Annotated in this window: 16 protein-coding genes; 15 read left to right on the top strand and 1 reads right to left on the bottom strand. The window is 29.9% G+C overall.

Translation table 11 applies throughout. The features are described 5' to 3' along the window. Nucleotides 1-76: 76 nt before the first annotated feature. Nucleotides 77-1675 (top strand): amidohydrolase, encoded by a 1599-nt coding sequence (locus IC173_RS04505; RefSeq protein ID WP_227434379.1) that lies wholly within the window; start codon nucleotides 77-79, stop codon nucleotides 1673-1675. 180 nt (nucleotides 1676-1855) lie between these two features. Here the strand turns inward: IC173_RS04505 and IC173_RS04510 are convergent, their stop codons facing one another. Then, nucleotides 1856-2398, bottom strand: a complete 543-nt coding sequence (locus tag IC173_RS04510; RefSeq protein ID WP_227434380.1) for a helix-turn-helix domain-containing protein — start codon at nucleotides 2396-2398, stop codon at nucleotides 1856-1858. Nucleotides 2399-2768: 370 nt separating this feature from the next. On the opposite strand from IC173_RS04510, the gene serS reads away from it, so the two are divergent. The 14 genes from serS to IC173_RS04580 all read left to right on the top strand — a co-directional run bounded on the left by serS (nucleotide 2769) and on the right by IC173_RS04580 (nucleotide 22840). Further along, on the top strand, nucleotides 2769-4040 hold the full coding sequence (serS, locus tag IC173_RS04515; protein WP_227434381.1) for a serine--tRNA ligase: 1272 nt from the start codon (nucleotides 2769-2771) through the stop codon (nucleotides 4038-4040). A gap of 198 nt (nucleotides 4041-4238) precedes the next feature. Next, nucleotides 4239-5732 (top strand): histidine kinase, encoded by a 1494-nt coding sequence (locus IC173_RS04520; RefSeq protein ID WP_227434382.1) that lies wholly within the window; start codon nucleotides 4239-4241, stop codon nucleotides 5730-5732. A 128-nt stretch (nucleotides 5733-5860) separates the two neighbouring features. Further along, nucleotides 5861-6559, top strand: coding sequence for a response regulator transcription factor (locus IC173_RS04525; RefSeq protein ID WP_227434383.1), 699 nt, complete (start codon nucleotides 5861-5863; stop codon nucleotides 6557-6559). 285 nt (nucleotides 6560-6844) lie between these two features. After that, complete coding sequence (locus IC173_RS04530; RefSeq protein ID WP_227434384.1) at nucleotides 6845-7933, top strand: hypothetical protein; 1089 nt, start codon at nucleotides 6845-6847, stop codon at nucleotides 7931-7933. Nucleotides 7934-8119: 186 nt separating this feature from the next. After that, nucleotides 8120-9376, top strand: a complete 1257-nt coding sequence (glyA, locus tag IC173_RS04535) for a serine hydroxymethyltransferase (protein ID WP_227434385.1) — start codon at nucleotides 8120-8122, stop codon at nucleotides 9374-9376. A 356-nt stretch (nucleotides 9377-9732) separates the two neighbouring features. Further along, nucleotides 9733-11334, top strand: coding sequence for a GGDEF domain-containing protein (locus IC173_RS04540; RefSeq protein ID WP_227434386.1), 1602 nt, complete (start codon nucleotides 9733-9735; stop codon nucleotides 11332-11334). After that, a complete protein-coding gene (locus IC173_RS04545; protein WP_227855207.1) occupies nucleotides 11306-12916 on the top strand; it encodes a GGDEF domain-containing protein in 1611 nt (536 codons plus the stop codon). The genes IC173_RS04540 and IC173_RS04545 overlap by 29 nt, the downstream gene beginning before the upstream one ends. Continuing rightward, nucleotides 12916-14205: a GGDEF domain-containing phosphodiesterase gene (locus tag IC173_RS04550; RefSeq protein WP_227434388.1), complete on the top strand. Its 1290-nt coding sequence runs from the start codon at nucleotides 12916-12918 to the stop codon at nucleotides 14203-14205. The genes IC173_RS04545 and IC173_RS04550 overlap by 1 nt, the downstream gene beginning before the upstream one ends. 36 nt (nucleotides 14206-14241) lie before the next feature. Further along, nucleotides 14242-15888: a peptide ABC transporter substrate-binding protein gene (locus IC173_RS04555; protein ID WP_227855208.1), complete on the top strand. Its 1647-nt coding sequence runs from the start codon at nucleotides 14242-14244 to the stop codon at nucleotides 15886-15888. A 9-nt stretch (nucleotides 15889-15897) separates the two neighbouring features. Then, nucleotides 15898-16872 (top strand): ABC transporter permease, encoded by a 975-nt coding sequence (locus tag IC173_RS04560; protein ID WP_227855209.1) that lies wholly within the window; start codon nucleotides 15898-15900, stop codon nucleotides 16870-16872. Then, nucleotides 16856-17851 (top strand): ABC transporter permease, encoded by a 996-nt coding sequence (locus IC173_RS04565; RefSeq protein ID WP_227434391.1) that lies wholly within the window; start codon nucleotides 16856-16858, stop codon nucleotides 17849-17851. The genes IC173_RS04560 and IC173_RS04565 overlap by 17 nt, the downstream gene beginning before the upstream one ends. Next, nucleotides 17829-18833: an ABC transporter ATP-binding protein gene (locus IC173_RS04570; protein ID WP_227434392.1), complete on the top strand. Its 1005-nt coding sequence runs from the start codon at nucleotides 17829-17831 to the stop codon at nucleotides 18831-18833. The genes IC173_RS04565 and IC173_RS04570 overlap by 23 nt, the downstream gene beginning before the upstream one ends. Next, entirely contained in the window at nucleotides 18817-19797 is a 981-nt protein-coding gene (locus IC173_RS04575; RefSeq protein WP_227434393.1) for an ABC transporter ATP-binding protein, read from the top strand. Before IC173_RS04570 ends, IC173_RS04575 begins: the two co-directional genes overlap by 17 nt. 268 nt (nucleotides 19798-20065) lie before the next feature. Next, nucleotides 20066-22840 carry a calcium-translocating P-type ATPase, PMCA-type gene (locus IC173_RS04580; protein ID WP_227434394.1) on the top strand — a complete coding sequence of 925 codons (2775 nt, stop codon included), beginning with the start codon at nucleotides 20066-20068 and terminating at the stop codon, nucleotides 22838-22840. The last annotated feature ends 227 nt before the right edge of the window (nucleotides 22841-23067 follow it).

Consider the following 23067-nt stretch of genomic DNA (forward strand, 5'->3'; position numbering starts at 1 on the left):
GCTTAATGAAATACGAATAATTAATTATAAAATACTAAAATAAATTTATCAAAATAGACAATTTAAGGAGAACTTTATGAAAGAAAAAATTTATTATAATGGAAATATCCTTACAATGGAAGATTCAATATGTGGAGATGCTATTCTTATAAAAGATAAAATAATAAAAAAAATAGGAACAAAAGAAGAAATTCTAGCTTTAAAAAATAATGAAACAGAAGTCATAGATTTGCAGGGTAAAACATTGATGCCTTCCTTTATAGATTCACACAGTCATTTGACAGCTTTTGCTACTACCCTAAGATTAGTTCCTTTAGAAGATGCAACTAGCTTTAAAGATATAGTAAAGAAAATACAAGATTTTAAAGATTCAAATGATATAAAAAAGGGTGAATGGATAATTGGTTTTTCGTATGATAACAATTTTTTAGAAGAAAATATTCATCCAGATAAAGATTTATTAGATAGTGCATCTTTAGAAAATCCAATACTAATTTCACATGCTTCTGGTCACATGGGAGTTGCAAATACTTTAGGATTAAAAAAATTAGGTGTTACTCATGAAACACAAGACCCAGAAGGAGGGCATATAGGCAGAGTCAAAGGGAGTAAAGAGCCAAATGGATACTTGGAGGAAAATGCCTTTTTTAAAGTATCATCTAAAATAAAACAACCATCATTAGATGAAGTTTGTAATCTAATTGAAAAAGTACAAGATATTTATTTAAGTTATGGTATTACAACAGCACAAGAGGGATTAATGGCAGATAATCAATTTAATCTCTTAAAACTAATGTCAAATCAAAATAGACTAAAAATAGATATTGTAGGATATGTAGATTTAAAAAATAGTAAATCTGTAAAAGATGATAATAAAAATTTTGTAAAGAAATATGTAAATAGATTTAAAATAGGAGGATATAAGATATTTTTAGATGGTTCTCCTCAAGGAAAGACAGCATGGTTAACGAAACCATATGAAAATTCAGAAGATGGTTATCGTGGGTATTCTATATATAAAGATGAGGAAGTAGAGAAATTTATAAACATTTCAGTAGAAGAAAAAATGCAACTTTTAACTCATTGTAATGGGGATGCAGCGGCAGACCAGTTGATAAACTTATTTGAAAAAGTTATAACAGGAAAAAATATTAAAGATAATATGAGACCTGTGATGATACATGCTCAAACTGTAAGAGAAGACCAAATTGATGAAATGGAAAAAATAAACATGATACCCTCATACTTTGTAGCTCACACATACTATTGGGGAGATATTCATATTAAAAACCTTGGGGAAGATAGAGCATTTAAGATTAGTCCAATTAAAACAACTATAGAAAAAGGTTTAATTTATACTTTACATCAAGATACACCTGTAATAGCACCTAATATGCTTGAAACAATATGGTGTGCGGTTAATAGAATTACAAAAAAAGGAGTATTGATAGGTGAAAATGAAAAAATAAGCCCATTAGAAGCTTTAAAAGGTGTTACTATAAATGCAGCATATCAATATTTTGAAGAAGATAAAAAGGGTTCAATCAAAGAAGGTAAACTAGCTAATTTAATAATACTAGATGAAAATCCACTTACTGTTGACTCTCTTAAAATAAAAGATATTAAAGTTTTACAAACAATAGTAGAAGGGGAAGTATTATATTCATTAAAATAGATATGAATTATATTCTTTTAAATATTATGTAAAAGTATTGTATAAAAAATATTATGTAAAAATAAAATCTAATAAAATAGGTAGAGTTAAATAATATTATATGTGACTGAAGGGCTAGCTTATTAGGTCTAAAGGTTCATTGCCATAATTTTATTAATTCTGCCTTGAAAATTTGTGTTTTTAGGACACAACTATGTAGATTACCTTACTTTCAACTTCACTTGGATTTCCCCATTTATGTCTCATACCAAAAGGTATTTTTACACTATCACCTTCATTTAATTCAAATATATCATCTTCCAAACTAAGTTCAACACTTCCTTTAAGTATATAAGCAACTTCGTCTCCAGCATGCCCATTTTTTTCTTTACAGTAAGACTTAGGGGACAAATTCATAATGGCAAATTCGAATTTATTAAATGGATTATTGGATAACATTTCATATAAAATATTTTCTGATTCTGGAAAAATTACTATTTTTCTAAGATTGTTTCTTACAATTAATTCTGAATCATCAATAGAAGGAACGAAAAAAGTAATTAATGGTACATTTAAAGCATTTGAAATTGATTTTAAAAAATTTATGGATGGATTTACGCTTCCTTTTTCTATTTGACTAATTAAAGAAGGTGTAACTTTAATTAATTTAGATAAATCTTTTATACTAATGTTCTGTTTTTTTCTACATAAAGTCAATTTTTTACCTATACTTGAATTACTCATTAAAATCCTCCTATTCTAACATCTGACAAAGAATATATAAAGAATTATATCATAAGGTAAAAAAATTTATATGAAAATTGATAATTATATAAGATTGATAAAAAAAAAGTCAAAATAGATAATTGATTGCTAAAATTAGCATAATTATAATGAAAGTAAAAGTAAGATTAATGATGAAAAATTAAATTATATTAATTTAATTAAATATAATTTGACAATATGTAAAAAAGTGAGTAAAATATAACTAAATAAAAATAATAGGTTCGGATAAGACAGAAAAAGATTTCTTAACCTTAAGCAAATATACTATTATCAAAGTTAACTGAGATTAAGAGATAACATCCAATCTTAAAGTATTGAGGAGGAAAAAATGCTTGATATAAAAAGAATAAGAGAAAACTTAGATTGTATAAAAAAAGCAATGGAAAGAAGAGGTGAAAAAGCCTTTAATCTTGATGAAGTAGTTAAGTTAGATGATGAAAGAAGAAAAATTCTTCAAGAAGTTGAGGTTATGAAAAACGAATTAAATACTGCATCTAAAAATATACCAAATCTTATAAAAGAAGGTAAAGATGTAGAAAATGAAAAAATTAAGCTAAAAGAGTTATCTGACAAGATTAAAGTTATAGACCAAAACCTTAAAGATGTAGAGGAAAAAATGGAATACTTGTTAATGAGAATTCCAAATGTACCACATTCAGAAGTACCACAAGGGGAAACCGATGAAGATAATGTTGAGGTGAGAACTTGGGGTAAGACGTCTAATTTTGATTTTGAATCTAAAGCTCATTGGGAAATAGGGACTGAGTTAGGTATACTTGATTTTGAAACAGCTGGTAAAATAACTGGTTCAAGATTCACTCTTTATAAGGGATTAGGAGCTAGATTAGAAAGGGCATTATTAAATTTTTATCTAGATACAAATACAACAGTAAATGGATACACAGAAATTATTCCACCATTTATGGCAAATAGAAATAGTTTTTTGGGTACAGGACAACTACCTAAGTTTGAAGAGGATATGTTCAAAATAGAAGGATTAGATTACTTTTTAATTCCAACATCAGAAGTTCCTTTAACTAATATACATGCTAATGAAATACTTAAATTTGAGCAACTACCAATAAATTATACAGCATATACTCCTTGTTTTAGGTCAGAAGCTGGTTCTGCTGGAAGGGATACAAGAGGTTTGGTAAGACAACATCAATTTAATAAAGTAGAAATGGTAAAAATAGTAGCTCCAGAAGAATCTTACAATGAATTAGAAAAATTAACTAATAATGCTGAGACTATGCTACAATTATTAAATTTACCATATAGAGTAGTAAAAATATGTACAGGTGACTTAGGATTTACAGCTTCTTTTAAATATGATGTAGAAGTTTGGATGCCAAGTTATAACAGATATGTTGAAATTTCATCTTGTTCAAACTGTGAAGATTTTCAAGCTAGAAGAGCTGGAATAAGATTTAAAAGAGACAAAAATTCTAAAGCTGAATATGTACATACATTAAATGGTTCTGGACTGGCTATTGGAAGAAGTGTAGCAGCTATATTGGAAAATTACCAACAAGCAGATGGCTCTGTAATAGTTCCAGAAGCTTTAAGACCATATATGGGTGTTTCTGTTATTAAATAACAATTAAAATATATATTTTTAAATAATAAAGTAAGCTATAAATAATTAAAAAATAATAATTAATATAATAATGTGTACAAACTAATGAATATTGATATAGTATAGCTATCATATGAAAGAGTATGTGCACATTTTTATTTGATAATTTATTTAAGGGTAAATGAATATAAATAATCTATAAACAGAAAGGGTTTTTTTATGAAGATTCAAAATACTGAGTGGGGATATATTGAATGGAAACATACTTATGATGAGAATAACCCAAAACAAGCTATGAATATATATATTGCAGTTACTATGCCAGGTAAAAAACATTTTAATCATGTTCATTATGGTCAAGAACAGATGATATATATTTTAGAAGGAGAAGGGTTATATATTATAAATGGAGTTTGGAAGCCATTTTCGCAAGGTATGATTTTTTACATAGAATCTGGTAGCACACATGAGTCTATAAATACAGGAGATGGACCAATAAAAGAACTTATTGTTTCAAATAATGTAGGAAATATAGGAGAAAGTGAAGTTATAGAAATCAATCCTAATAGTGATTTAAAAAAGACCTTAATAAATTATAGTGAAAGTACTTTAAATTTATATGCAGCAGTAGAATCAATTCGTGGTCAGTTTATTGATCCATTTAAAATTCCACTGATTATATATGATGATTCTTGGAACATAGTTTTAAAAAATCCATATTTTCCATTATTTTGTTTTGAAAAGTGTAACCCTATGAAGTTTCCTAAAAATTGCGATTGTATGAATCAAAAAAGTAGCAATCAATTCATATGTAAGTATGGGATAACTATATATAATATTCCAATATTATACAAGAACAATAGTATTGGAGTTATTCGAGGAGGATATGTATTGTTATCTGATTTAAATCTAGATACTACTCATAGTAATTTATATGATATTCCAGAAGGTGCTGCTAGAAGCATAAAAAGATTATTAAAGCAAATATCTAAAAACATAATAAATTTTTGTTCATTTAATGATATAAGAAAAGATTTACAAGAGAAAGAACAAACTATTGCAAGAACATATCACTATGGAGAACAACTTGAAATGAATCTAAAGGTAGCACAGGATACGGTTACTAATTTGAGAATAAATCATCATTTTTTATTTAATACTTTAAATTCAATGGCAAGTATAGCACTTGATGATGGTTGCTATGATTTATATAGTGCAATAATAGATTTGTCTAAAATGTTTAGATATACAATGAGGTCGGATTTAAGATTTGTAGAATTAGAAGCTGAAATATTATATATTAAAAATTATTTAAATTTGCAAAAGTTACGTTATGGTAATGCATTAAAAGTTGAATATGTTATTCCAAAAGAGTTATATAAGATTTCTGTACCTTTCAATTTTATTCAACCTATTGTAGAGAATGCTTTTACACATGGTTTTAGAGATATTGATAAAGAAAAGCAAATTAAAATAGTTGCAAGTGTAGATTGTCAGTATGCTGTTATAAAAATCTGTAATAATGGAACTATTTTGGATGAAGGTACTATTGAAAAAGTGAAAACAGGTATTCATAGTAATAATGGTCATGGTCTATCTTTAATATATACAAAGTTCACATCTGCTTATGGAAGTGATTTTGAGATGAATATTAAATCAAATAGTAAAGAAGGTACTTATATAATTATTAAAATCCCTCTTGAAAATGAATAAAGAATATGTATAAAACTTAGATAAAATTAATAAGTTTTATCAGTATAAAGAAATATATTAGATGTTTCTATATTATTTTTTACATCTTACTTTTTTGTACATCATTAAGCTAAAAGGGAGGAATTCTCATGAGAAGAGCACTAATAATAGATGATGAAGAAGCTGTTTTAAAAATAATAACACATTTTATAGAGATGAAAGATATGCCAATAGAAATTGTTGGGAGAGCAACTTCTGGTGACGAAGCAGTAGAAAAGATAATTAGTTTAGAGCCAGATATAGTATTTATAGACATTCAGATGCCGATATATAATGGGTTGGAAGTAATAGAAAGAACATCTCACATATCTAAAAAAATAAAATTTGTAGTAATAACTGCCTTTGATTATTTTGAATATGCCCAAAAAGCTTTAAGATTAAATGTAAAAGATATACTTCTTAAACCACTAGACTTGAAGGAGTTTACTAGGTCTGTAGAAAAGATTATTGGTTATCAGTATACTAGCAATGATTTGTTAAATGAAATACTAGAGTATATAAATTTAAATTATAGTGAGGATTTAAAATTAAATGATTGTGCTAAATTATTTTTAACTAATCCATCCAATATATCTAGGATTTTTAAAAGTAATTTGAATACTACCTTTATATCATATTTAAATCATATACGAATAGAAAAATCTATAGAATTGCTTGAAAATACAAAAAAAAGTATAAATGAGATTGCGGAAATAGTTGGATATAACAGTCTAAATAACTTTTATAAGAATTTTAAGATAGAAAAAGGGATGACACCCAAAGTTTATAAATTGAATATTAAAAATTGAAATTGATAAATAAAAAGTCAATATAGATAATTGTTTGAAAATGTCTGGATAAGTATACTTTAATTAATAACAAAAATTAAAGCGCTTTAAACATATTTAATAACATTGAACCTTATAAAAGATGTACCTATATATATAAAAAAATATATATAAATAAAAATTAAAAAATATACAAAATAAAAAAAGTGAATTAAATATTATTCCAAAAAGACAGAATATTCATTTAAGTTCGCTGTAAATTTATATTTGTTAAAGAAGGTAACTTTATAATGGAGGTAAGTTGATATGTCAGACAAAGTAAATATTAAAAATGTTATCTGTATTGCAGGTGCTTATTTAGCAACAGCAATAGGTTCAGGATTTGCGACTGGTCAAGAAATACTCCAATTTTTTGCATCCCAAGGATATATGGGATTGATTGGAGCATTAATATCGATGGTACTATTCTCATTTCTTGGTGTTGAAGTCATAACAAGGGGGAGAGAGTTAAAACTTAAAGAGCCAACAAGAATTTACACTTTTTATTGTGGAAAGATTCTAGGAAAATTTTATGAATGGTTTAGTCCAATATTTTTATTTGGAATTCTGATAGTAATGATTTCAGGTGCTGGTTCAACTTTAACTGAATATTATGGAATAAATCCTTATTTAGGAAGGGTATTAATGTCTATTGCTACACTAATCACAGTATCCATGGGTCTTGAAAAATTAGTAAATATACTTGGGCGCATTGGACCAGTAATAGCAGTATTTACTATTGCAGTTGGATTAATAAGTTTATTTAAGCACTTAGATGGATTACCTGTTGTTGGAGAGGCAATGAAAAATATTGAAGTTACAAAAGCATCAGGAAGCCCAATAGTTTCAGGTGTAATTTACAATACATTAAATATAATTGTAATGATTGTATTTTTAACAGGTATGGGAGCTTCTGTTGAAAATAAAAAAGATGCTTTCTGGGGAGGATTATTAGGTGGTGTAGTTTTTATGACTGCTGGTATAGTTATGTATCTAGCTATGATTTCAGATATAGGTAACCTGTATATGAAAGAGATACCATCCCTTTATCTAGCAGATAATATATCTCCTATTGTAGGTGTATGTTTCTCAGTTGCACTTATATTAGGTATCTATACAACTGCTGTTCCACTTTTATGGTCTGTGACTAATAGAATTGTTGAAGACAAACACCCTAAATTTAAATTAGTTACAACAGTAGTAGCTATTTTGGCTTGTATTGGTGGCTTTTTACCATTTGGTAAGCTAGTAAATATTTTATATCCATACACAGGTTATATGGGACTTTTAATTTTAGTTTGCATGGTATATAGGGCAATTACATGTAGAGAAAAATCAACTCAAAGTCAGGAATAAATATAGTTAGGATAATTGATAGTTGAGAAAATTTCTTATTGTAATACAAATTATAAAAAAGTCAAAATAGTTAAATAAATTGCAAATTTTGATAATATAATTAATTAAAATATTATAGTAGAATATAAATATAAATAAAAATTAATTAAATTTATAAAAATAATTAAATTAAGAAGAGGTGTTATTATGTTAAAAACAACAAGAATTTCAGACCCAGAGTTATACGAAATTGTAGCTGGTGAATTGGTTAGACAAGAGCATAATATCGAGATGATAGCTTCTGAAAGTACAGCACCAACAGAAGTACTTGAATTAAGTGGATGTGTATTTACAAATAAAACAGAAGAAGGTTATCCAGGAGCACGTTTCCAAGCAGGTTCTGAAGAAGCAGATAAACTTGAAAATCTAGCAATAAAACGTGCAAAAGAAATATTTGGAGCAGAACATGTAAATGTACAGCCTTACTCAGGTTCTACAGCTAACTATTGTGTATATTCAGCAATATTAAAGCCAAATGATACTGTTTTAAGTATGCGTCTTGACCAAGGGGGACACTTAACACATGGTAGTACAGTAAACTTCTTACATGATATTTATAAATATGAATTTTATGGTGTAGATTCAAATACTGGTCGTATAGATTATGATGCTCTTGAAGCGAAGGCAAAAGAGTGTAAACCAAAACTTATAATTGCAGGAGCGAGTTCATATCCAAGATTGATAGATTATGAAAGAATATCAAATGTTGCAAAAGAAGTAGGAGCTTATTTTATGGTAGATATGGCTCATGTTGCAGGTTTGGTGGCAGCAAAAGTAATACCTAGTCCTGTACCTTATGCAGATTTTGTTTCTTCATCTACAACAAAAACTTTCTGTGGACCAAGAAGTGGTATTGTGCTTTGTAAAGCTGAACATGCAAAGAAACTTGATAAAGGTGTTTTCCCAGGAACATTAGGTTCTATACATCTTAACACAGTTGCAGCGAAAACGTTTTCGCTATTGTATTTAGGGACAGATGAGTTTCGTAAAATAATGGAGCAAGTAGTAGTAAATGCTAAAACTTTGGCAGCTGAACTTATTTCTCACGGATTTAGTATAGTAAGTGGTGGAACTGATAATCATATAGTAATGGTTGATTTAAGAAGTAAAAATTTGACAGGAAAGCAGTTTGAAAAGGCTCTTGAATATGTAGGAATAACGGTTAATAAAAATGTTATACCTGATGACCCACAATCACCATTTGTAACTAGTGGCGTTCGTATCGGTCTTACATCAATATCTCAAAGAGGTCTTAAAGAAAAAGAAGTTGTGCAAATAGCAGGAATAATGAATAAGGTAGCAGAAAATATTGATAATAAAGAAGTATTAGATGAATGTAGGGTAGAAGCTCAGGAACTTATAGCTAAATTCCCATTATATCCAGAAGGATATTTTGAAGATTAAGTATATTGATTTATATAGCTCACAACCTATAAAGCCTATAACATAAAACCCAATAATATATAATTATTATAAGGAGATGCCTCAAAATAAAACTTTGAATCATCTCCTTTTTTTGTAGAAAAATAGAAAATGGAATCTCTAAGAACTCCTAATCTATGTAATAATTTAAATGAAAGTTTATTTAAAATCTTAAAAAACTGTGAACCATTGATATAAGAGGAAAATAGGTATGTTATTGCCAACAATGGACAGCAGTATAGTCTATTTAATACTTATGATACACAAATGTAGATCTCATTGTGGAAAGCCGCACTTGTGTGTTATAATGTTGTAAAAAATAAATTTGGAGTAATGCCATGATTGAAAACTACGTTTTGTGTGAAATTGAGGAATTAAAGAGAAAAATACATGAAAACATTAATGTGAACGATGATGTTATTTGTGGGATTTGTGATAAACTGATTTCGATTTCAAAAGAAAGTAAAGATTGGCAAAGTGTGGCTTTTGGACATGTATGGCGTGCCGATTATTATTTCTATGTGGAATCAAATATGAAATGCGTATCAAAAGAGTTGGAGTATGCACAAGAGTATATTAATGAAAAGAATCCAAGTGAATTATTAGAAAAATTTTATGCACTGTGTAGTTTACTTTCTTTAAATTCATATGATAAACAGTCTGCATTTAGATACACTTTAAAAGCATTGGATGTTTCTGAAAGATTAGACATCAGACATCGCATTGGTATAAATTATGGGAATATTAGTGCTTATTATTTGGACTATGAATTATATGATGAAGCACTGTTCTATTTAGATAAATCAATGGAAGTATTGCGTTCTTTGCCAGATACGAAGCCACGTTTTCTGCGAATGCTGTTAATTAATTTCATTAATATATATTTAAAATTAGGTAAGCTTGAATTGATGAAATCAACTATTGAAGAATTGAGTTTACTTCCCTTCGAAGAGAAAGATTTAAAAATATATGTTGATTATGCATATTTGCTTTATTATGCAGAGATACAGAATCAAGAAAAGAGTTTATATTATCTACAGGAAATGCAGAATGATGGACTTATGACTTTTCCAAATCGTGTTTATCTCATAGAATTTTTGATGAATGCATTAGAAGCAATGATATCTATCAAAAACAAAGTAAAATCAAGTGAATTATTACAATCCTTACAAGAGCTAATAAAAGAAGATGAACCAGAGCCTTTATTGAAATTATGTAAATTGAATATTAAGTATTCACAGAAATTTGAGACAAAAAAAGAATTATATTACCATTACCACGAGTATTATGATTTATATTTAAAAGCACAGAATCAAGTAAATCTATTAAAAGTAGAAGGTTTACGTGCAAAAATTGAATTGAATGACACTTATACTAAGTATACTCAATCAAAAAAAGTATTAGAAGAATTATATGACCTTGTAAATTATGATGAATTGACTAATGTATACAATCGTTATTATTTTAATATTAAGCAAGATGAAATTCTCAATAGTAATAGATATACTAATATTGGTCTTGCAATATTTGATATTGATTACTTTAAAGAATACAATGATTATTATGGTCATTTGGAAGGTGATGAAATATTAAAACAAGTAGCAAGTAGCTTGAAAGAAAAGGCAAATGAACAAATGGCAGTCTTTCGCTATGGTGGTGATGAATTTGTTTGTCTTAGCTGGGATTTGAATTTTGAACAAATGGCTGAATATGTTAATCAAGTAAAAGAAGCAATAAAAGAAAAAAGTCTTGAACATATACATTCACGATGTGAAAAAATAATAACATTGTCAATTGGATATGGTAATAAGACAGTTTCAACTAAAGTTGATGTACTTAATTTATTTGATGAAGTAGATAAAGCACTATATGATGTAAAGAATAATGGTAGAAATAATGCTAAATCAATAATTGCTATGGAAGAGGTGCATAATGAATAACTATAATGTAGCACTTGAACAAATTCAATTGCTGATTGATCGAATTCAGTGTCGTTTTGAGCATAATTCTAGGTTTAATAAACACGATTGTGATAGGTTACTAATGATATCAGAACAGTTAAACTACTTCTATGGACAAGCATTGGCTCATGTGTATTTGGCACAATATTTTCAAATGAAATGGGATGTAGATGCTTATAATTTTCATTCAGAGAAGGCAAGAGAAATTGCTGAGAATAAAAATTATTTTGATGTTTTAATTGAATATTTTAAAATAGAGGGCTTGCGAAATGTTACTATTTGTGACGAAATAGCAGCTCTTACTATATATTTAGAAGGAATCCAAATTGCTTATAAAATTAAAGATAAAAAATCATGTGCTATTTTCTATAACAATATTGCTGATATATTTTACACAAGTGGTGTATATAAAATTGCAGAGCAATTCTATACAAAAGCATTAGATGTTATAAAATATATTCCTATAAAAAGTGTGCTTTTTTATTACAAGTCTATACTTGTGAATCTATTACACCTTTCTTGTGTTCAAGGAGAATTAGATAAAGCCCTGAAGTATCATGAAAAATGTTTAAGCGTAAAATGTGAAGTTGGCATTTTACCTTTATTATTTATGGAAGGAGAAATACGTCTTTTATTATTAGAAAATAAGGAAACAGAAGCGTTACATAAAATAGATAGTTTGATAAATAAGTTGATTAAAAATAAGGAAGAAGCGTTTTTACTGAAATCCATTTATTTATATTTAATGGAATTTTTGCTTTTGTTGAAAAGAGAAGAAGATGCAGCATGGTGCTTAAACCAATTAGACACATTGTATAAAAATACGAATCAAAATATAATGATACAAATTCAAAAATTACATGTTCAATATTCAATTCTATTTGGGCATGAAACTGATGAACTTTATGAAACTTTTTATGAAACCATATTAAAAGGAGAAATGGACAGTAAGATATCAATGGGCGAAAGCTTCAAAAGTCTTCTTTCTCTCTATGAAAGAGAAAAAGAACAGAATCTTATGTTGGAAAAGCAAGTTAGTCTACAAACAGTAGCAGATATAGATGAACTTACAAAAATTTATAATCGAAGATACTGTAGTAAACTTATAAGTAAATTAATCCAAGATGATGAGGTTTTATCCATTGGATATGTTATGGTTGATATCGATTTTTTCAAAGAATATAATGATTACTATGGTCATTTAAAAGGTGATGAGGCAATAAAAGAAGTTACTACTTTATTAAAGAAGAACTTACCAAACAATGCTTTTGCTGCACGATATGGAGGAGATGAATTCACCTGTATATTTGTTGATAGAAGTGATGATGAAATTATTACATTTGTTGAATCAGTTCAAAAAGAGCTGAGAGACAAAAATATTGTACATTTAAAAAGTAAAAATTCCAAACAGCTCACTTTATCTTTTGGGATATATAATGAGATACATATGCATGGTTGTGATGAATTAACTCTTATTAAAAATGCTGATTTAGCCTTATACCAATCCAAAAAGAAGGGAAGAAATGTATATACAATTTATAAACAAAGGAGCCAATCGTAATGGAAACGGAAAATAATAGCACCTTAAAGCGTGATATGTATGATACTTCATATATTTTGGAAAAATATTGTAGGATAAAAGGTAGTGATGAAAGATATGCTTTAATACACTTGAACATTAAAAATTTTCGCTATTTTAATACAAAGTATGGAAGTAAAGCAGGTGATGAAATCCTGACATTGGTTTTTCAAAAAATAACCACATTTTTAGAAGAAAAGGAGTACGCTGCATATTTATATGCGGATAACTTTGCTTTTTTAGTAAGGTGTGATGATTCTAACTATCTTATATATGAACGATTGATACCACTAATTGACATATTATATCGTATAGATGATGAGCGGATTTATAGAAATCTTTTTATGTCTATGGGTATTTATGTGATTATTAACCCAGAAGTCTCATTTTATGATGCACTAAATTATGCGAATTTGTGTAGGAAAGAAAGTGAAGCTTTACTTAATAGAAGTTCTTGTATAGAACTTTATGGTGATTCTTTTTATAATAGTTATATGGACCGTATGAAACTGGAAATAGAGACAGCAGATGCATATAAAGGTTATGAATTTGTCACGTACTTACAGCCCAAAATCAGTCTAATAAATGGAAAGGTTATAGGTGCAGAGGCATTACTTCGTTGGTTTGATAAAGATGGAAACAGCATCCCATTATATAAATTTCTGCCTATTTTAAACCAAAATGGCTACATTAAATTAATTGATATTGATACTTTTGAACAAATGTGTCAGTACTTGGATACAAGAATAAAAAACAATCAGAAAGTTGTGCCAATTAGTTTTAATATTTCAAAGTCACATTTTTATGACCCAGGGATTGTTCAAAATTACATTGATGTGTTTGAAAAATATGATATTCCAAAGCACTATATTGAAATTGAATTTATGGAATCAATTTCTTTAAATGATACTGAACGTTTAAAAAAAGTAGTATCTGATTTCAAAGAATATGGGTTTACATGTTCACTAGATGATTTTGGAGATGGTTATTCTTCTTTTAATGTATTACTTAATGCTCATTTTGATATTATCAAGATGGACCGTCAGTTTTTTTTAAATAACTTAAATGGCAATAGTAGTCTAGTAATAAAGACTATTATAGATTTAATTCATTCTTTAAATATGAAAGTGATTGCTGAAGGCGTAGAATCTAAAGAACATATAGAGTTTTTAAAAGAGTATAGATGTGATATGGTTCAAGGTTATTATTATTATAAACCTATGTCAATTGATTCATTTAATATGATATTGGATGTGCAGGATGATTGTTAGGAATTATATGAATTAATTATTTAGAGGGAGAAAAATATGAGATACAAAAAAATTATAACATTATTAGTAGTAGCTATACTTGCACTAAATTTGGTGGCATGTTCCACACCTACTCAAGGAGATGCAACAAAAGGCTCAGTTTTTCAGGGGACTCAAGGAAAAGAAATGGTAACGTTAAATGTTACATCTGAGCCAACAGAATTGAATCCAATGAGAATGAGTGATACTATTGCACAAAGTATTCTCTATCATTGCATGGCTGGATTCACAAAGTTGAATGAGAAGGATGAGCCAGTGGCTGATTTAGCAGAACGTTGGGATATAAATGATGCGAACACTATTTATACAATGCATCTAAGAAAAGATGCAAAATGGTCAAATGGAGACCCAGTAACCGCGAATGATTTTTACTATTCCTGGGTGACACAGATGACGCCTTCTACTGGAAGTATATTTGCTTCGTATATATACAAGAATATTAAAAATGGAGAAGCATTTTATAAGGGTGAGATTGACGAATCACAGCTTGGGTTAAAAGTATTAGATGATTATACATTAGAAATTCAATGGTCTCATCCAATGACTAATGGCTTGTTTTATTTGTCACAGCCATATTTTTTGCCAATAAATAAAAAGGCTTATAAGGCAATTGGTGATAAACAGTACGCTAAAGAGGCCGATAAAATGGTAACAAATGGTGCATATAAAATAACAGAATGGGTTCATGATGACCATATTACAATGGAGAAAGCTGAAGAATATTATAATGCATCAGAAATTAATATTCCTAAAGTTAAGTTGGTTATGATAGGAGATGCAAATACAAGTTTGAATGCATTTACTGCTGGAGAAATTGACCTTTGTAACCTATATAACGAACAAATTAAACTCGTGGGAGACAAAAGTAAAGATACTATTCAATCCTATATAGATGGAGGCTCTTGGTATTTAAGCTTTAATACACAAAATGAGTATCTTTCTAACATAAACCTAAGAAAAGCACTTGCCTATTCTATTGATGTACAAAGTCTACTTAATAATGTAATTAATGATGGTTCTATAGCAGCCAATGGTCTTGTACCAGGTGTTATAAAAGGTGTTGATGGTAAAAGTTATGCAGAAAAACGTGGTAGCTTATTTAAGTATGACAAAGATAAGGCAAGGGAATTCCTTGATAAGGCACTTCAAGAACTTGGGATAGAAAAGAAAGATATTAAACTTGTATTTTGGACATCAGATACAACATATAATCAGAATCAGGCTGCCTACTTGCAACAACAATGGAAAGAAAATCTTGGACTGGATGTAGAACTGAAATCTACAGCAGTCAAAGCTTTGTCTGAAGCAAAAAGAAATGGTGATTATAGTTTTGCAGTGGATGCTTGGGGTCCTTCTGAGAATGATGCAATTACATTTTTGGAGAACTATACAACAGAAAATATGAACAATTATGGAAAGTATTCCAATCCAAAGTATGATAAGTTGATTGAGGATTCAACTCATGAGAGTGATTCTAAAAAGCGTCAAGAGATACTGATACAGGCAGAAAAAATTCTAATGGATGATATGGTTATAGGACCGATGTATTTTACATGTACTACTTATGCAGTTTCTAAAAAACTAGTTGGTCTAGTACGTACACCATTTCAATTCTTTAACGTTTTAAATGCACATATTAAGTAAATAAAAAACATGACAGGAGCAGACAAGATGTCTTTACAAATGAGGTATATCGCTAAGCGACTTATTTATGCGGTACTTACTGTATGGGTTTTGATTTCCATTACATTTTTACTGATGCAGATGCTTCCAGGAGACCCTTTTTCTGGACTTAAGGTAATTAATTCTGAGATAAAAGCTTCTTTAGCCACAAAATATGGTCTAGATAAACCTGTATTAGAGCAGTACAGAATATATGTGAATAATTTGATACATGGAGATTTTGGTTCTTCAATTGTTTCTGGTCGTCAAGTCACAGATATTATAGCCCAGGCATTCCCAGTTTCTTTAGAACTGGGAATACGGGCTTTGATTTTTGCAATCATTTTGGGATTTTTGTCAGGTATTACAGCTGCTTTGAAGCATAGGACAAAGTGGGACACATTGATGATGATTTTGGTGCTTCTTGGGGTGTCTGTTCCATCATTTATTATTGGTGCTTTGTTGCAGTATTTTTTTGGAATTGTGTTGTTTCAATTTACTGGTATCCATTTTTTTGCAATTATAGGATGGGGGAGTGAAAATAGCAAGATTTTACCTGCATTTGCGCTAGCTTTTGGCTCTATGGCAAGTATTGGAAGATTAATGCGTTCTAGTATGCTTGATGTACTTGGGCAGGATTATATTCGTACAGCAAAAGTGAAAGGAATCAAGAAAAAAGATATTATCCTTCATCATTGTCTACGCAATGCATTAATGCCAGTGATAACAGTTCTTGGTCCTATGACAGCAGTTCTGTTGACTGGGACATTTGCTGTAGAATATGTATTTTCTATTCCAGGTCTTGGAAAATACTTTGTGGACTCAGTACAGGCCAATGACTATCCAGTGATTATAGGAACAACATTATTTTTTGGTATGTTTCTTGTGTTGTGTAATCTAATCGTGGATATTTTGAACAGCTGTATAGACCCTCGCGTGAGATTAGGAGGTGAGGAAAATAGATAGTAGTAAAAGAGTACTTGTTCATGAAGATTTTTCATCTATTGATGGCTGTAATTCAGATATGACTAATAACGAACAGGTGTATCCCTCTATGAGTTTTGCAAGGGAGACCATATCCATACTACGCCACAATAAAATTGCAGTAGTATCATTTATAATGATACTTATTCTTATGATAGGTTCAGTATTTTTTCCAATATTTTGTAATTTTGATTTTTCATCTCAGAATGTGGCATATGCAAATAACCCCTTTTTTAGTAAAGATATAAGTAGTGGTTTTACTCATATCTTTGGTACAGATAATCTTGGGCGTGATATTTTTGTACGTATCTGGTATGGGACACGAGTATCACTTCTAGTAGCAGGGGTGGTAGCTATCATAGACTGCATAGTAGGAGTAGTATATGGTAGTATTTCTGGATATATAGGTGGTATGGTTGACAATGTAATGATGCGTACATTGGAAATCATTAGTGGAATTCCATACCTTGTTGTTGTTCTTTTACTTATGGCAGTGCTTCCACAGGGAATTGGAACTTTGATTATTGCCTATACCCTTGTAGGATGGACTAGTATGGCACGATTGGTAAGAGGACAGGTGGTTTCTCTTATGGGGAGAGAATTTATAATTGCTGCAAAAATTATGGGAGCAAGTATGGGACGGATTATTTTCTTCCACTTAATTCCTAATATGTTAGGTATTATAATTGTACACATGACATTGAGCATTCCAGGAATTATATTTACAGAAGCATTCTTATCAATGTTGGGAATGGGAGTTCCACCACCATATCCATCATTGGGAATTATGGCAAATGAAGGTGTTGCTGTTTTTCAGACTTATCCAGCAAGGCTTGTAGTGCCAGGATTATTTATTTGTCTGATAATGCTTTCTTTCAATCTCTTGGGAGACCAACTTCAAGATGCTCTAAATCCTAGATTAAGGAGGTCTGCTTATTATGGACGACATTCTAAGAATTAAGGAATTAAATGTATCTTTTGATATGTACGAAGGAACAGTAAATGCAGTTCGAGGTGTATCGCTTTCCATGAACAGTGGCGAGATTCTTGCGTTAGTGGGTGAAAGTGGTTGTGGTAAAAGTGTAATGGCACAGTCAATTTTGCAACTAAATCCTTCACCACCAGCTAAAATTATGGCTGAGGAATTGAAACTTCTCAATTTTGATATTTTGAATGCATCAGAAAAAGAGATGGAACGAATAAGAGGTACTTTAGCAAGTATGATTTTTCAAGACCCTTTGACCTGTTTGAATCCTACAATGAAAATAGGTAAGCAGATTACAGAGTCACTATATAGAAAAGAGAAAATGTCATCATCTGATTGTAAGAAAGAGGCAGTTAGATTACTTGAAATGGTACAGATACCAAATGCTGAACTACAAGCAGAACAGTACCCTCATCAATTTTCAGGAGGTATGCAACAACGTGTAATGATTGCTATGGCTTTGGCATGCAATCCTAAACTACTTATTGCAGACGAACCAACAACAGCTCTTGATGTTACTACACAACTGCAAATCTTGAAATTGATTGCTAAAATTAGAAAAGAGATGGGAACAGCTGTACTTTTGATTACTCATGATTTTGGTGTTGTAGCAAACTTGGCAGACCGTGTAGCAGTGATGTATGCTGGAAAAATTGTGGAAGAAAGTGGTGTGAAAGAACTTTTTAATAGAGCAACACACCCATATACACAGGCACTGTTAAGAACACTTCCTACATCAGGTGGTATAGGGGAACGCATATCTATATTGGGAAGTCCACCAAACTTATCTGATTTGCCAGTCGGTTGTTCTTTTTCAAAGAGGTGTCCATATTGTATGAAGATTTGTTTGAGAGAAGAGCCACCTTTATTTGAGGTTTCAAATAGTCACAGTGCTTCTTGTTGGCGTCTGCATGAAAGTTTTCCAAAGGAGGAATTGGATGATGGAAAAATTACTTGAATTAAATAATGTATCCAAGAGCTTCCCTCTAGGAAGAAAGCGCAAAAATATTGCTGTCAATCATGTGAACCTAACTATTTATAAAGGTGAAACTCTAGGGCTTGTTGGAGAATCTGGTTGTGGAAAATCAACTCTTGCAAGAGTTATTATGGGTGTATATCCATCAAGCGAAGGTGAAATATTATTTCAAGGCAAAAAGTTAGAACTACATAGACAAAGTAGAAGAAAGGCATTTGCACAACATACACAAATGATATTTCAGGACCCATATATGTCTTTAGAACCACATATGACAGTAGAATCTATTATTGCAGAAAATTTGAAGGTTCATGGGATGTTGGATAAAAATACAAGAACACAAAAAGTATATGAATTGTTAGAAATGACTGGGCTTTTGAGAGAACACGCAGGACGTTTCCCACATGAGTTTTCAGGAGGGCAAAGACAAAGAATTAGTATTGCACGTGCACTCGTGGTTCAGCCAGATTTTATTATATGTGATGAACCAGTGTCAGCACTGGATAATTCTATTCAGAGTCAGATTATAAATCTTTTATATAAGTTAAAGATGGAGTTTGGTCTTACTTATCTATTTATTTCACATGACTTAAGCATGGTACGTTATATTTCTGATAGGATTGCTGTGATGTATGCTGGTAGAATCGTGGAAACTGGAAATGCTGAGGCGGTTTACAATACACCTTTACATCCATATACACAGATGCTTTTGCGTGCAGTTTTGACTCCAAATCCGAATAGCAGAAATATACTACATGAAGAAGTAGATGTACAAGACGAAGTCAAAATTTTTTCGAATTCTGAAAAAGGATGTCCTTTTGTGGAGCGTTGTCCAGTATCAGCAGAATATTGTAGAAAAGAAATGCCTGAATTATTTGAACATAAACAGAATCATCTAGTTGCTTGCTATATGGCAAGTGAAGGATTTAGCTATTATAAAAAGTAATTTTTTAGTGTAATGATAAATTAATTTTATTTAAAATACATATGCTTTACCTCTTGTACTCAAATTTCTTAAATATTAAAATCTAGAATATTAATTAAAAAAGAAGTAGTAAAAAATAGCTTATAAAAATTCAACAGAGGAGTTGAACTTAAAATTTGATTAGAAAAAAATCAATTTTTAGACAACTCCTTATTTTTTTTGAAAAGTAATATACAAGCTATCATAAGCATATAATTCTCTATAGATAATTAACAAGGGGGATAAAGTTATGAGGTATTATAATAAACCTACCAAAGAAGTCTTAAAATACTTAAAGACAAATCCAGAAGTTGGACTTGCTGATAATGAGGTAGAAGAGAGGAAGCTTAGATATGGATTAAATGAATTTACGATAAAAGAAGGACGAACATTTTGGGACGAGTTGGGGGAAAGTCTGACAGAACCTATGATATTAATTCTTATAGGAGCAGCAGTAATAAGCTCATTTGTGGGAGAATTGCATGATGCATTAGGTATTTTAGGAGCTATCTTTATTGGTATTTCCATAGGTATAATAACTGAAGGGAAATCTAAAAAAGCTGCTCATGCTCTATCAAAATTAACAGAGAATATAGAGGTAAAGGTACTTAGAAATGGAAAGATAGTTAAAATATCAAAAAATGATTTAGTACCAGGAGATATTGTATATATAGAAACAGGAGATATGATACCAGCAGATGGAAGGCTTATACAATCTATAAATCTAAAGCTTAGAGAAGATATGTTAACAGGCGAATCTGATGATGTAGCTAAAAATGCTGATGCTATATTAGATATGGAGGTAGTTTATTCTAAAACAGAAATAATTGAACAAGATACAATACCCGCAAAACAAATCAATATGGTATTTGGGGGAACTCTTGTAGCATATGGTAGAGGGATAATGGTTGTTACTCATATTGGTGATAAGACAGAGATGGGTAAGATAGCACAGAACTTATCAAATGATGACCAGCAAACTCCACTTCAAATTAAATTAGGTAAGTTAGGTGCTAAAATAGCAGGTATATCAGGTGTAATAGCTACATTATTATGTATGTTTATGATTATACAAATGCAAAGAAGAGGTATGCTAATTTTGGATACAAGCAGTATTTTATCTTTTTTACAATCATTAGAGCCTGCTAAAAATGCATATATGGTTTGTATTGCTTTAATAGTTGCAACAGTACCAGAAGGTTTACCAACTATGATAAATATTACTTTAGCCATAACAATGCAAAAGATGGCAAAGATAAATGCATTAGTAACAAAGAAAGAAGCCTGTGAAACTATAGGTTCTGTCTCTGTAATATGTTCTGATAAGACAGGTACTTTGACACAAAATAAGATGATGGTAGAAGTAGCATATGTTGATGGTAAGTATATAAGTAGTGGAGAATATCAAAGTAATAGTTATTTTGAACAAAACTGTATAGTGAATTCAACAGCTGATATAGAAAAGGGAGACAATTCATTTAAATATATTGGAAGTGCAACAGAGTGTGCATTACTTTTATATCATAACGATAAAAATTATAATGAAATGAGAAAACAAACTTATTTAATATCACAAATCCCCTTTAGTTCAGAAGAAAAAAAAATGTCAACATTAATTCGTCAAGAGGATTCGGATATACTACTTTCAAAAGGAGCTCCAGAAGTATTATTAAAGAAATGTTCTTATGTACAACAAGGAAAAAGTATTGTCCCAATAACTCCTAAAATAGAAAAAGGTATTCTCGATGAAATTAAAAAACTACAAATTAAATCTATGAGAACATTGGGGTTTGCTTATAAAAAGATGACTAAATCTAGAACAGAAGTTGCAATAACTTCAGAAGGAGAATTGAATTTAATCGGAAATCCAAGAGGGTATGAGAAGGAAGAAAATTTAGTATTTAGTGGCTTTGTAGGAATAGTAGACCCATTGAGAGCAGGTGTTAAAGAGTCTATTGATAAGGCATTTAATGCAGGTGTAGATGTAAAAATGCTTACAGGGGATAATATCAATACAGCAACTGCTATTGGAGATGAATTAGGATTATTAAATGATGGTAAAAAGGCAGTTGAAGCAACCTATATAGATGTACTGACAGATGAAGAGTTAAGAGAAGAAATAAAAGGAATATCTATTGTCGCAAGAAGTAAACCAGATACAAAGATGAGAATAGTTTCTGCACTTCAAAAAAGTGGTGAGGTTGTAGCCGTAACAGGTGATGGTATAAATGATGCTCCAGCTCTTAGTCAAGCAGATGTTGGTATCGCTATGGGAATCTCAGGTACAGAAGTATCTAAAAATGCAGCAGATATAATATTGACTGATGATAGTTTTAGTACAATAGTAGAGGGAATAAAATGGGGAAGAGGTATTTATGAAAACTTCCAAAGATTTATACAGTTCCAGCTTACTGTAAATATAGTAGCATTTATAATTGCTATAATATCTCAACTTACTGGTAAAGATATGCCATTTACTACAATACAATTATTATGGGTAAATATAATAATGGATGGTCCTCCAGCTCTTGCATTAGGATTAGAACCTGTTAGAGATTATGTATTGAAAAGAAAGCCAATAAATAGACATTCTGGAATAATAGCTAGGTCTATGTCTGTTAATATTATTATAAATGCTATACTTATGATTACAATTGTATTTACACAATCAGCTTTTAATATATTGGGAGCAACTCCAGAAGAACAAGGTACAGTTATATTTTCATTATTTGCATTCAGTGCTCTTTTTAATGCATTAAATTGTAGAGAATTTGGATTAAACAGTACAATACCAAATCTATTTAAAAATAAATTAGCATTACAAGTAATAGTTGTGACAGGGGTGATTCAAATAATATTTACCCAAGTATTCCAAAGTTTCTTCAATTCAGTGTCACTAGGGTTTGATATGTGGATAAAGATAATATTATTCGCATCGACTATTCTATTGTCAAATGAATTTGTAAAATTACTTCTTAGAACAGTAAAAAATAGTAAGAAAGTAAATCTTAATAATAAAAATTAGATTATAAAATTTCGCAAAATCGTATTAATACTACGCTTTTGCGGTTTTATTTGTTTTTGTGTAAGTGATTTCAAAATACTATTTATCACTTTTTTGTATGGTACATTATTATACTTAAAAAGATGATTGACCATTAAAATATGGTATTTAGCAAAATATTCGTGAGATTTAAAGATTATTATTGCTACTAATTTACTGCCATTAAATGAGTCCTGATATGATGTAAA

Source organism: Clostridioides sp. ES-S-0048-02, assembly GCF_020658495.1.
GTDB lineage: Bacteria > Bacillota > Clostridia > Peptostreptococcales > Peptostreptococcaceae > Clostridioides.